Source organism: Alteromonas sp. H39 (genome assembly GCF_047556435.1).
In the GTDB taxonomy this organism is placed as follows: Bacteria; Pseudomonadota; Gammaproteobacteria; order Enterobacterales; family Alteromonadaceae; genus Alteromonas.
Genome location: NZ_CP180210.1, coordinates 1,077,993 through 1,090,799, shown reverse-complemented (window position 1 = coordinate 1,090,799; position 12,807 = coordinate 1,077,993). Strand labels below are relative to the sequence as shown.

Annotated in this window: 12 protein-coding genes; 8 read left to right on the top strand and 4 right to left on the bottom strand. The window is 46.1% G+C overall.

The features are described from left to right. Window positions 1–16: 16 nt before the first annotated feature. The 4 genes from ACLBLI_RS04685 to ACLBLI_RS04670 all read right to left on the bottom strand — a co-directional run bounded on the left by ACLBLI_RS04685 (window position 17) and on the right by ACLBLI_RS04670 (window position 3,299). The gene (locus ACLBLI_RS04685; RefSeq protein ID WP_414829988.1) at window positions 17–970 is read right to left on the bottom strand and encodes a toll/interleukin-1 receptor domain-containing protein; all 954 of its coding nucleotides are present in this window, start codon (window positions 968–970) and stop codon (window positions 17–19) included. Between the two features lie 417 nt (window positions 971–1,387). Further along, the gene (locus ACLBLI_RS04680; RefSeq protein ID WP_414829987.1) at window positions 1,388–2,269 is read right to left on the bottom strand and encodes a site-specific integrase; all 882 of its coding nucleotides are present in this window, start codon (window positions 2,267–2,269) and stop codon (window positions 1,388–1,390) included. Next, the gene (locus tag ACLBLI_RS04675) at window positions 2,262–2,480 is read right to left on the bottom strand and encodes a hypothetical protein (RefSeq protein WP_414829986.1); all 219 of its coding nucleotides are present in this window, start codon (window positions 2,478–2,480) and stop codon (window positions 2,262–2,264) included. The genes ACLBLI_RS04680 and ACLBLI_RS04675 overlap by 8 nt, the downstream gene beginning before the upstream one ends. Window positions 2,481–3,026: 546 nt before the next feature. Further along, complete coding sequence (locus ACLBLI_RS04670) at window positions 3,027–3,299, bottom strand: helix-turn-helix domain-containing protein (RefSeq protein ID WP_414829985.1); 273 nt, start codon at window positions 3,297–3,299, stop codon at window positions 3,027–3,029. A 115-nt stretch (window positions 3,300–3,414) separates the two neighbouring features. Between ACLBLI_RS04670 and ACLBLI_RS04665 the strand changes: the two genes are divergently transcribed. From ACLBLI_RS04665 to ACLBLI_RS04630, 8 genes are all read left to right on the top strand, one after another. Beyond that, window positions 3,415–3,630 (top strand): hypothetical protein, encoded by a 216-nt coding sequence (locus tag ACLBLI_RS04665; RefSeq protein ID WP_414829984.1) that lies wholly within the window; start codon window positions 3,415–3,417, stop codon window positions 3,628–3,630. Window positions 3,631–4,154: 524 nt separating this feature from the next. Then, the gene (locus ACLBLI_RS04660; RefSeq protein WP_414830902.1) at window positions 4,155–4,373 is read left to right on the top strand and encodes a helix-turn-helix domain-containing protein; all 219 of its coding nucleotides are present in this window, start codon (window positions 4,155–4,157) and stop codon (window positions 4,371–4,373) included. A gap of 25 nt (window positions 4,374–4,398) precedes the next feature. Continuing rightward, window positions 4,399–5,220 carry a hypothetical protein gene (locus ACLBLI_RS04655; RefSeq protein ID WP_414829983.1) on the top strand — a complete coding sequence of 274 codons (822 nt, stop codon included), beginning with the start codon at window positions 4,399–4,401 and terminating at the stop codon, window positions 5,218–5,220. 377 nt (window positions 5,221–5,597) lie between these two features. Further along, window positions 5,598–5,969, top strand: coding sequence for a hypothetical protein (locus tag ACLBLI_RS04650; RefSeq protein ID WP_117315600.1), 372 nt, complete (start codon window positions 5,598–5,600; stop codon window positions 5,967–5,969). Window positions 5,970–6,016: 47 nt separating this feature from the next. After that, the gene (locus ACLBLI_RS04645) at window positions 6,017–7,312 is read left to right on the top strand and encodes a TolC family protein (RefSeq protein ID WP_414829982.1); all 1,296 of its coding nucleotides are present in this window, start codon (window positions 6,017–6,019) and stop codon (window positions 7,310–7,312) included. Further along, window positions 7,305–8,486: an efflux RND transporter periplasmic adaptor subunit gene (locus ACLBLI_RS04640; RefSeq protein ID WP_414829981.1), complete on the top strand. Its 1,182-nt coding sequence runs from the start codon at window positions 7,305–7,307 to the stop codon at window positions 8,484–8,486. Before ACLBLI_RS04645 ends, ACLBLI_RS04640 begins: the two co-directional genes overlap by 8 nt. Before the next feature lie 12 nt (window positions 8,487–8,498). Then, the gene (locus ACLBLI_RS04635; RefSeq protein WP_414829980.1) at window positions 8,499–11,609 is read left to right on the top strand and encodes an efflux RND transporter permease subunit; all 3,111 of its coding nucleotides are present in this window, start codon (window positions 8,499–8,501) and stop codon (window positions 11,607–11,609) included. 44 nt (window positions 11,610–11,653) lie between these two features. Beyond that, the gene (locus tag ACLBLI_RS04630; protein WP_414829979.1) at window positions 11,654–12,523 is read left to right on the top strand and encodes a cation diffusion facilitator family transporter; all 870 of its coding nucleotides are present in this window, start codon (window positions 11,654–11,656) and stop codon (window positions 12,521–12,523) included. The last annotated feature ends 284 nt before the right edge of the window (window positions 12,524–12,807 follow it).

Here is a 12,807-nt window from a genome sequence, read left to right as displayed (position 1 = left end):
ATTTTTCAAAAATGATTTACTGGAGATTACGAATAAACAATCCCCAGAACATTTCCGCACAACCTTGTTGGGTGAGCTCTTTCTCTCTGTCTTGTCCGAACGATTGCATACCCATAGTGGATAGCTTCAGGATGTAACCATCGTCAGTAACGGTTGCCATTTCATTGAACGAGTTGGATCTGCCAGAATCGTTGTGTGAAAAGTTAATGCTTCTGCTGCTGCCGAATTCACTACCGCCGTACCATACTGAGCAAGCTGATTCTTTATTTCCGTTTAAATATATAGACGCAGTAAAACTGGTTTCATCCATCCTTTTAAAACGTGTCTGGATTTGTGAGTTGCGTTTTGCAAGCTCATCAAGTGAGCCGTCGAAAAACCGTGCTATATATTCGTAGCTGTTTTCCAGAAAAACGTCACGATCGTGGTCGTTAAACTGCTTTTTAATGGCAAGGTTACTTGAACGTGGATGCGAATCAATCACACCGTTACCCACTTTTGGTGCGACTTGAGGCTTTAACGCTTTTTCCCGGGTTGGAAACTGTTCAAGCGCGTCCCGAATGTCCTTCGAAACAATAGAAAATGCCTCATGCATATTTGCGTACATCGACACTGGCTTACCGTCGGTAGGTGTCGCCCTAAGCTCACCAAAAGACGCACTGTGCCAGTCACACGGGTGTAGAACAACCGGTATAACTACGGCTGTGCCGTCGCTATGTTTATCAAGCGCTCGTTGCATTTCAATGTCATAACAATAGTCAGACGCCAGGAAGTGCGCGCTTACGAGAAGCAAGATAACGTCGGCATTTTCAAGCTCTGATGAAATGGGTGAGTCTATATCGCTACCAGCGGTAATACGCCGATCATGCCAGGTGGTAATTTTGCCTTGACGCTTAAGCATCGCGAGATGTGTTTCCAGCTCATTGCGAAGCTCTTCATCTTTGTGCGAATAGGAGAAAAACAGGTTAGGCATGAAAATTCCTTTTTATAGTATAAATGATTAGCAACTTGATAAAAGGCTTGTATTGAAACCCACGGAAAGAATTTAGCACCTACATCCAAGCTCTACAAAGCTACTCTCAAATGGGCTTCCTATGCCGCTATCTATTATTTTCTATCCAGCAAGCTATTCTTCCCTGCTGCATTGTTTTAGCACGCAACGTCTTTTAGGCATCGAAACCTGACAGCCCAACTCTTAGAAATTATAATATAAGCCATCTACATCAAACTCTAAATGCTTGTCGCATAAAAATTCGCGGCACCGATTGAAAATCAGCGGCCTCATTTCATCGAGTAATTGAAGCTAAAAATAGAGAAACGTCATCCTAATTAATGACTACATAACAGCATATTCAAAACAGTTAAGGCGGGAATAACTGATTTTACCTGCTCAGAAGAGGTAAACTTCAGTGATATCGGGCCTGAAATGCCCCATTTCTTGCGAAACCGTTTCCAGAGCAACAGCTCGCCTAAATCCTAACGCGATTAATTCGCTCATACGCTCTTGCGCATAGCTATGTCGCAGGCCATGGGCACCTGTAGAGAAAAACAGAGCGCGCTTAGATGCTTTACTAAACGAATCTGACCATCGCTTCCCGGCTCCAATATCATAACGCTGGAGGTAGTTTATTCTTCGGTCTCTGACAGTCACTGGATAATTAAATCTGCGTTTTTCCAGCTCCACGACAAGGTCGTTAGGAATCAAAACGTGGCGTATCAATCCACCTTTTCCTTGAACAGTGTACAGCTGACCTTCTCGCCCAGCCCATTTTGAATTTAAAGCGGGCCGTTTGTCAGGACTTCTCTCTGCTGCTCTGGCAAGGGTTAGAAGCTCATGCGCTCTCAATCCAGCAGCATAGGCAATTTGAGTCGAAAGTTGATTCGTTTCGCTTTGGCGGTCCGATACCGCTTTTGCCTGTGCTGACGTGTAGGCTCTGGACCTTATAATTTCGTCCAACTCTGACTTGACGCGGTACAAGGTTGCTTTGGGAGGGAGTTTGCCATTCAGTTGCATCATTGCCTGAATGGCCTGGCGCTCCATATCAAGGGCTTTCTGGCCTACAGCTTCCGCGCGGTATTCAAGATAATACCTGGCAACGTCTGGCGTCAGCGACTGAAGACCATTTAGTTTATGTTCCTTTGTCCACTTGGCTACAGTTTTAAGCGCTTGTTCGTAATTTCGGGCTGTACCATATGACTTGATAATTCTTGCTTTTGTCAGCCCTTTAACTACATTTTCTGCCTGCGTTTTCGATTTTGCGAACTTAGGCATTTCTGTCCAGCCAACGCTTCACCGTAGTCCAGTTTACCGCAACACCTCTACGAACAAGCCAGCGCTGAAGCTCCGCTTTACTTGCTCCCTCTTCATAGAGTTTACGCAAGTGAACACTGTACTTGTCTAGCTTCGACGGCTTATGCCGCTTTCTGGCGATTAGTCGGGTCTCGGCTTTGAGCTGAGACACTTCATGTACTTCATTAAACATTATGTCATTCCTTAGGTTGTAAGATTAACTGGCTGTGAACAGCTCAGCGACACTTAAGCCTATTCGCCCCTGTTTAGCGCATAACGCAAGGCTCGGACCGATCTCGCCTGGGATTTAAAAATCAAAATAGATAGAAACGGCAGCAACTAAGCGCCGAACTTGAACGCCGAAAATGCGGCGCGGCATGACATATATAGAAGGACGTGAGGGTGCCTCACTACGTGGAAACGGCAGCTGGAGAGCGCCGACTTTTTTCGTTGCCCGAACGGGCTAGTGGTTTAAAGATTACCTGCATATAAATCAGGATGCAATCTGCAAATAAATTTCTGCGTGTAAGCGCCAGAACCCAGACGCCCGCTATGTTGAAGGCGATTTTTCGACTTCGACATAGCGGGCGGCGGAGCGCCCGAATAAAAGAGAGGGTATTGCTCATGATGCCTCTGTTTTACGAGTGGGTTCTTAGCGTAATTTACCAGGCAATCAGGCAAATAAGATGGAAATATTGAAAAACACGAAAAGGCTTATTATTGGGGTCGCGATACTTCGCTATTGTCTGCTTTGATGGAACTCCAATATCGCTTCAGCTAAATCATCTTCTACACAAAATAGAAACGCAGTGGGCACTCTAAGCACCGCACTTAGGGCAAGCACCGTTTTAAAATCTGGTGTATGAACACCTCGCTCGTACTGATTCATGCGCGCAGACGCTACAAAGTTGTCCATCCCTGCCTGTATCCCTAATTGCTTTTGGGATAGACCTACCCTTGTTCTTGCCTGTTTTAACCGTATTGGGAACGGCGAACCATCATTTGCTTTCAATTGGTGTACGACATCTGCTATTGAAAACTAAGATTTTCTTAGCTTTAATAGCACCTAGATACTAAGGAATACTTAGCCATCAATTTGGCATGCCAAATTGAGCGTGGAGGTAAAAATGGGATTCGAAGGTTTTTTGGGGATTTTAGCTATTGTCGCTTTATTCGTCGTAAGTGCTTTTTTTGGTAGTGATGAAGCAAACAGCAAGGAAAATGAACAATTAGATAAACTTGATGATGGTATGAGCAATATCATAGCTGATGGTGAGCACATGACTCGTGATGAGGCTGAGGATGCTCAGGCGCGAGGCGAGCTTTACGATACCTATCTATAAAAATTAGGCATGCCTAATTTTTATATCGGACTTTTTCTGACGAATGAAAAACTTTACGCTAGTTCAGTAAGAGGCGGACATGACAACATATGAATGGTTTCAGGTTTGGGTATTGATGGTTTTGGCTATTCGAGCTACCCGACGCTATGACAAACTTAAGCACGATCTTTTTGATGCAATTAAAGCTGGGAGAATCTAACTATGGGACCTTTACTTGTTGGTTGCGCAATGATTCTGGGCGTTGTCATTTTCTTTGCCTGTTTATTTCATCTAAAGGTGAATAAACAGCATTAAAGCCGCTGTTCAGGCCTGACTTTTCCATTTTTGAATTTGGCATGCCAAATTCACAGTTTATTTTTTAATCAAAGCTACGCCTCAAATTGGCAGCTTAATGTCGCTTTTTCCTAAAAACAGAAAAACCCCCCTCAAAGTCACCCTAGTTTTTCGACCACCCCGTTGCTCATTGCGTTGTAGTTTCATCGGTAAGCATTGAACATTACCAGTGAACAGAGGTAACTACTGTGATGAACCGACACTTAAAACCAAAGCCTGACTTCTATTTATTAGAAGAGGTAGCGGCCATACTCCGCTCAAGTAAAAGAACCATATACAATCGCATATACAGAAACCGCGTATATGGTGAGCAAAACCCCGTTCCCCCCTACATAAAGATGAATGGGAAGTTACTTTTTCCTTCCAAAGATTTTGACAAGTGGATAGATAGCCAGAAAACAAGCGATTAGTTTGCGTATAGGATGTAAATATCTAATGAAGTCCGCAAGCGAACTAATCCGGGAGTTATCTTTTTGCGAAGATGTCCCCAAAAAATATATAGCGTACTACCCAATAGTGCTGATTGATCCAGTCCTACTCCCTTTGCATCAAAAGCAAACCGTACCGATAACTTGGGCTGAAAAAGAAAACGCCAGGCGAATTTTAAAGTTGGAATGCGAAAGCGGTATTCCAGGTGGTACATTTGGGCGAATGAGTATTTGTTACTGGCAAACTCAATTCACAAAACTTGAAAAGACAACGGGAATCGAAAAAGTAATTGAGGAAGAGCTTAGAAAGTCTCAACGACAAGCATTTTTCGATGTTGTGGGAAGAGAGCAAAGTGGATCTAGCCAGTTGACAAGCTTCTATTCTAGTTTCCGCTCAGCTCTCGATATGAAGATCTTCAATGAAGAGCGCTTTACGGCAGCAGAAATGTATACGAAAGGGACAATCAAACCTTTCTCACTTAGTGATGTGAAAAAATCCATGCCCGTAGACTCTAGAGCACTTCAATTACTTTTTAAGCGGAGATCGCCACTAGGAATCGACTTGTATCTGTTTTTGAATATGAAAGCTTACTCTATGAATAGTGAGGGCAATAATAAAAGTAATTTCATTCCTTGGGCAATTCTGGAAGCTGTATTTCATAGCCAAAGAAGTAAATGCAAGAACCTGTACGAATTTAAGGCTAAAGTCATCAAGGCTCTCAGGCATGTGATCTACTGCCTACCAACATGCTCTATTAAGGTAAAGGAAAAAGGAATAGCCTTCAGAAGCGGAAAAACAGCGGTTCAACCATTACAACTGGCTTCATGAGCTTCATTCAAATTTAGTAATTGCACAAGGCCTGTGCGAGCTGCTGTCGCTGTGTACCAAATAAGCTCGCCGTGTGTACGAAAAAAGTTCTGTTCGTGTACGAGAAAGGTTTGAAATCGACTTCTCAACGTACGAAAAAAGTTTTGTTTGTGTATCAAAAAAGTTCTATCTTCTGTGAAGCCCTTAATATGCTTGGGCTGTAGAGGGTCGCTATTAGTTATCTTTTAGTTTTTATTTATTTATCTATTACTGAACGTACTTATTTTGTGCATAAAACTTTGTTGTAATGTCCACAAAATTCAATATGACTTTCGCCTTCTCTTGATTTCCGGCGCTAAAGCTAATAGGTTAATGCAGCCAATAGAACGAGGAACGCAATGAAATCGCATCAAAACAACAGAACTAGCAGCAAGGTGGTGATTACCGCCCTGATGCTGTTTGCACAGTTGTTTTTGTTTGCCTCAGATGCGTTTGCTTTTGATAGCTTCTTCGAAAGCGCCTCAGAATCACACCATGAACTGTGTGTTCAGGACTCCAGTGTTTGCCAGCCAGATAAAGATGCTGCAGACAACGCAGGTACAGACAACTGTGACCATTGCTGCTCCTGTCACGGGCATTTTACCCATATCGTATTATTTAAAAATACTGATAGCCATTTAGGTAAATTTGGCGAGATGGCACTAGCTGCATATCGTCCTTTCCCTCCCTCTCACTTACAACCTGGTATCGACCGTCCTCCCAGAGCCTGAATCCTAGTCATTTTTTATCTATTTAGTTACTGACCAGGATTTACAATATGAACTCTTTTATTTCGCATGCGCGCAGGCGTATGTGCACTGTGATCGTGAGTAGTGTGTTGCTATTCATATCACCCACTGCAATAAGCAAAACGATAACGCTCGAACAAGCGGCACGACTGACATTGCGGCAACACCCGGATTTACAGCGATATCAGTCGCTGCTCACTGCTACCGAGGCAGATAGAACGCTGGCTAATCTCACTCCGGCTTATCACGTTGGCGTTGAAGCAGAAAACCTGCTCGGTTCAGGAGATGCATCAGGCATTAGTGATGCTGAGCTGACGGTCTCACTCTCCTCTGTTTTCGAGATGGGAGGAAAGCTCGATGCAAGGGTATCCTTAGTTGACGCCAATTTATCCCTGTTACAGTCAGAGCGCTATGTTGCTTCGCTCAAACTGTTAAGCGAACTAACCCGGCAATATGTAAAAACACTCGCAGCTAAAGAGCGGCTGACATTGGCACAAACGTCTGTTTCTCTCGCGGATGAAGCCTTATCTATTGTTAAACAGCGCGTTGAGAAAGGCGCAACCAATAAAGCTGAATTTCTGCGCGCCAGAGCCGCACTCAATCAAGCCAGAGTCGACAAAGCATCCGCTGAAACGGCTCTCGCTATTGCCAAGCAGTCACTTGCACTATTTTGGAAGGGAGATGCTGAGGCAATCGATAAAATCTCGGGTTCACTTAGTACCCTTCCCGCAAAACGGCAGTATTCCGCTGTTTATCAACAGTTTCTTGAATCAGCAAATGTGGAACGACTCACCCAAGCTATTAATGTGAAGGAAGCTGAACAAAAGCTGGTAGAAAGTAATGCCAGTGCTGATATCTCATGGCGCATTGGTGTTCGACGCTCTCAGGCGGTTCAGGATACGTCTGTTGTTGCTGCTGTATCCATGCCGCTTTTTGCTGAACAAAGAAACCAAGGTGCTTCTCGGGCTGCCATGGCGAAGAAAGAAGCCGCGGTAATTGCCAGAGACAGTCAGATACTGGAGATAAAAGCATTACTGTTCAAAGCGCAGCAATACCTCAATTTCTCCATTGATGCTGTAAAGCATATCAACGACGCCGTTTTGCCCGACCTTGAAACAGCTACCACGCTCGTGCTCGAAGGTTACCAGCGAGGGGCATACAGCTACCAGGACTGGATTGCATCCAGAGATGCGTTGATACGCGCACATGCAAAGGTCATCGAATTAAGCGAAAGCGCGTTAGTGAACCAGTCACTCGTTGAACAGTGGACCGGACTATCCGGTCAGGCTTCTCCTACTCACGAATTCCGGAATAACCATGAATAGACTATTAGTTATTATCTCACTACTACTGTGTCTGACAGATGCCAATGCCGCCACAAGTGGTAAACAATCCCACGCGGCTGAATCGAAAACATTTACCAATAGCAGCGTATCGTTGACATTACGGATTCAGGATACGAAAGAGGGAGCATATTTACTGGCCGAAAGGGCTGATCGCTCCCAGCCGCTGCCACCTGACGCGCTTAACGTCACGCTCAATCGTATGGGAGGACGTAAGGACATCATCCATTTTGAAAGCTATGAAAATGGGCTCAGATCCACAAGTTTTATCGCTGAGCCGCACTCATTTCTCGCCAATATTACGCTCTTACTGGACGAAAATAGCTTTTCGTGGGATTGGAAGAAGCACGAAGCACGAACTGAGATAGACAATGCGTTTTCCAGCCAGGCTGGCGTAACCACAAGCGTCGCTACGGGCGGTGAAATAAAAATGCACACCGAGGTGTATGGTCAACTGACTATACCGCCACAACAGCGTGCCGAGGTTTACGCCCGGTTTACGGGTATTGTTGAGCAGCTCTCTACTGATATTGGCCAGACTGTGAAAGCCGGAGAGGCAATAGCGCAGGTGCAGTCAAATGACAGCCTCCAGTCTTACGATGTGAAAGCGCCAATCAATGGCGTTGTGGTATCGCGCAACCTGAATATCGGAGAGCTTACCAGCACAACACCGCTTTTTACGATTGTTGATACCTCAGTGCTTTGGGCGGAATTAAAGATATTTCCAGCTCAGCGCAGTCAGGTTGCTGAAGGCAAATCTGTTCACATTATTGCAAATGGTCGTCAACTCGAGAGCACGATTACCAGCATTGTTCCTTCTCACGAACAGCAGCCTTATCAACTAGCACTGGTAAAAGTGGTGAACAAGGACGGCCTACTCTCTCCCGGCGATTTAGTCACAGGCATTGTTGACTCACAACAAAAAGCGGTGCCGGTAAAAATAGAAAATCGGGCCATTCAAACCCTTAACGATAAGCCGGTTGTGTTCCTGAATGAAGGCAATGCTTATCAGGCAACACCTGTAACCTTAGGTCTGCAGGACGACAACTTTACTGAAGTCGTCGCAGGACTATCCGCCGGACAAAGGTATGTTGTCGACAACAGCTACTTAATCAAAGCGGATATACAAAAATCCGGCGCATCACACGCACACTGATAGGGAGAGAAAATGATAGATAATATTGTTCGCCTCTCAGTCGAGCGGCGTTACCTGCTGTTAACCCTGGTGCTCGTCATCATAGGCATCGGCATATGGAGTTATCAGAGACTACCGATAGACGCGGTGCCGGATATTACTAATGTTCAGGTTCAGATAAACACGGAAGCACCAGGTTATTCGCCACTTGAAGCCGAGCAGCGAATTACCTTTCCGGTTGAAACGGCGTTGTATGGTCTGCCCAATTTGTCCTATACGCGCTCTATTTCACGTTACGGACTTTCTCAGATCACAGTGGTATTTGAAGAAGGAACTGACATTTACTTTGCCCGGAACCTTATCGATGAGCGGTTAGCAACGCTGAAAAGCGTACTCCCGCCGGGGCTTGAACCTGAGATGGGACCGATTGCAACAGGTCTGGGTGAAATCTTCGTTTACACGCTGGAAGCGAAAAACGGCGCCAAAATGCCGGACGGCTCGCCCGCTACGCCTATGGCACTTCGTGCAGTTCAGGACTGGATAATCAAACCACAACTGGCTCAGGTTAAAGGCGTGGTGGAAGTGAATACTATAGGGGGATACGACAAGCAGTATCACGTGATGCCACATCCAGCGAAGATGCTGGAAATGGGTGTGACTATGGCAGATATCCGCAAAGCGTTGGTAAGCAACAATGACAATGCTGGAGCCGGGTATATAGAGAACAATGGCGAACAATTGTTAGTCCGCTCACCGGGCCAGTTAAAATCAATTGAGGATATCAGTAACGTTGTTGTCGGCCGTAAAGGTTCCGTGCCTGTTTTAGTCAAAGATGTCGCCGAAGTGGGACTGGGCAAAGAGCTGCGCACAGGGGCAGCAACCCGAAACGGCAAAGAAACCGTCATGGGCACCGTGATGATGCTGGTCGGAGAAAACTCGCGTGAAGTTGCGGCACTCACTAATGATAAATTTCAGCAAATAAAAGCGTCATTGCCTGAATGGGTTAAGGCAGAGGTGGTATATAACCGCACTACGCTGGTCGACAAAGCCATCCAGACTGTACAAAAAAACCTGCTGGAAGGCGCACTGCTGGTTATCGTCATCCTGTTTTTACTGTTAGGAAACATCCGTGCCGCCCTCATTACGGCGGCTGTTATTCCTATCGCGATGATGATGACTATTACCGGCATGGTTCAGCGGGGCGTCTCTGCCAATCTGATGAGTCTCGGGGCACTAGATTTTGGTCTGATTGTGGATGGCGCTGTCATCATCGTGGAGAACTGTATTCGTAGGCTCTCAGAAGCGCAAAAGCAACAAGGGGGTATACTGGCGCTTAAAGCGCGCTTGCAGGAAGTTAAAGAGGCCACTATTGAAGTTATTCGCCCCAGTTTGTTTGGCGTGGGTATCATCACCGCGGTGTACTTCCCGATATTCACCCTTTCTGGCGTAGAAGGGAAAATGTTTCACCCCATGGCAACAACGGTGGTAATCGCATTGCTTTGTGCGATGGTGTTATCACTCACTGTTGTGCCTGCTGCGATCGCGGTATTTATGCGCGGAAAAATCAGCGAAAAGGAGAGCATCATTATCCGCGGCGCAAAAGCCATTTATCGACCAGCGCTTGAATGGGTGCTTAAATTCAAATCGCTTATTCTGGCAGGCGCGCTGGGTCTGGTTGTGATTTGCTCATGGCTTGCCTCTACATTAGGTTCTGAGTTTATACCACAGCTTGATGAAGGTGATATCGCGCTGCATGCACTGCGTATTACAGGCACGGGATTAGAGCAGTCTGTTGAAATGCAGGAACTCCTTGAAAAAACCATTATCGACTTTGAAGAAGTTGACAAGGTGTATGCCAAAGTAGGGACGCCAGAGGTGGCCACCGACCCTATGCCACCTAATGTCGCCGACACCTTTGTCATGCTCAAGCCCCGGTCTGAGTGGCCCACTCCGGATAAGCCTAAATCACAGCTAATTAAAGAGCTTGAGAAAGCAGTCACTGCGCTGCCGGGCAATAACTACGAGTTTACCCAGCCTATCCAGATGCGCTTTAACGAGTTAATTTCCGGTGTCAGAGCCGACGTTGCAATTAAAGTGTTTGGTGATGATTTGGATACCTTACTGGCATCAGCAAATTCGGTTGCATCACTGACGAAAGGCTTACCTGGCGCAGCAGATACCCGCGTTGAACAGGTAGACGGTCTGCCTATGCTATCGGTAATTCCCAAACGTGAAGTAATGGCGCGCTATGGCCTCAATATAGACGACATCCAATCTCTGGTGTCGACCAGTATTGGTGGTCAGCAAGCAGGCTTGATCTATGAAGGTGATCGGCGTTTTAAACTGGTAATTCGCCTTCCGGAGCAACTGCGACGCGACGTTCAAAAGCTTAAGGTACTGCCAGTCCCCACACCCGATGGGTATGTTCCTTTACAGGAGGTGGCCACATTAGAAGTCAAACCCGCGCCAGCACAAATCAGTCGGGAAAACGGCAAACGCCGCGTGGTCGTTACAACCAACGTTCGCGGGCGTGATCTGGGTAGTTTTGTCGCAGAGTTGCAGGCTACATTGCAGACTGAACTGGAACTTGATGATGGCTACTGGCTGGAATATGGCGGAACGTTCGAGCAGTTGGAATCGGCCAGCAAAAGATTGTCCTGGGTGGTCCCGGTAACGCTGGCGCTTATTGTCGGCATCCTTATTCTTGCATTTGGTTCAGTAAAGGATGCTTTAATCATCTTCACCGGTGTGCCGCTGGCACTAACTGGGGGCGTACTTGCACTGTGGATTCGGGGTATGCCGCTGTCTATTTCTGCCGGTGTAGGGTTTATCGCATTGTCAGGCGTCGCCGTATTGAATGGTTTAGTGATGCTCGCCTTTATCAGGCAGTTGTGGTTTGAAAAAGGCGAGCTCTACACCGCTGTCATTGAGGGGGCAATAGTCAGGCTTCGTCCCGTTTTGATGACTGCCCTGGTAGCAAGTCTTGGCTTTGTGCCCATGGCACTGAACACAGGCACCGGTGCTGAGGTTCAACGGCCGCTCGCGACGGTGGTTATCGGCGGCATTATCTCATCGACTTTACTTACACTGTTCGTTCTCCCAACCTTATACCAACTGGTGCACAGGAAAGCGGATAAACAGTAAAACAACAATGCCCTGGATAAAACCAGGGCACGACAGGAGTATGTATGGGGCACTCACATTCCCATAGCTCAGAAAAAATTGGCTGGGCTTTTTTCCTTAACTTTGGCTTCACTATCATTGAGTTTATTGGAGGATGGTTAACAAACAGTACCGCTATTATGGCGGATGCCGTGCATGACTTAGGTGACACATTGTCAATTGGCAGTGCGTGGCTTCTGAATAAACTCGGCACTAAAAGCGCAACGAAAGAGTTTACCTATGGCTATCGGCGGCTGAGCTTACTCGGGGCGCTGATAAACGGCATTGTTTTAATCGTTGGTTCTGCCTGGATCCTTTATGAAGCAGTGCCACGGCTGAGTAATCCAGAGATGCCAGAAACAGAAGGCATGATTGCACTGGCTATTCTTGGCGTACTGGTCAATGGCTTCGCCGCTTTTAAATTACAAGGTGGTAAATCGCTGAATGAAAAAGTTCTGAACTGGCACTTGCTGGAAGACGTTTTAGGTTGGGTAGCGGTACTCATTGTCGCTATTGTTATGCAGTTCAAAGACTGGCCCGTTCTGGATCCAGTTCTTTCCATCGGATTTACGCTTTTCATTCTGTTCAACGTTATCCGAAACCTCGTCAGCACCGTGAAGCTGTTTTTTCAGGCTTCACCAGACAACAGTCTTTTACAAAACGTGACTGATAAACTGCTTGAACTTGATGCTGTGAGCGATCTGCATCACCTGCATATCTGGTCATTAGATGGAGAGCATCATGTCGCTACGGTTCACGTCGTTAGCCAATTTGAATCGAAAGCTGAATACCTCGAACTAAAAGAAAGTGTATCCAACGCGCTACAAGGGTTTGAGTTATCGCATACCACTATTGAAATTGAGCTAACCAGCGAAGAATGCCGGGATGCTGATTAATACCAATTAAGTATTTTAAAAAATGGGCGGTGTAGCCACTATGAAACGACTTTTCACTTCAGTAATGGCCCCCCAATTTTAATTGTGAGATATACACTAGGCCAGTAATGCTGACATTAATTCAAGCCTATGCGATTTAGACAAACTCGCAAATTTCCTCGTCAAGTCATCAATGGCGTTATCTTTATCGGTTGACTTTACGCCTGCGCACTCCAATAACCTCTGACAGATTCTATCTGCAGGTTCCCTTAGCTCTTCTGCTGTTAGCACGGTGTAGCCAGCAG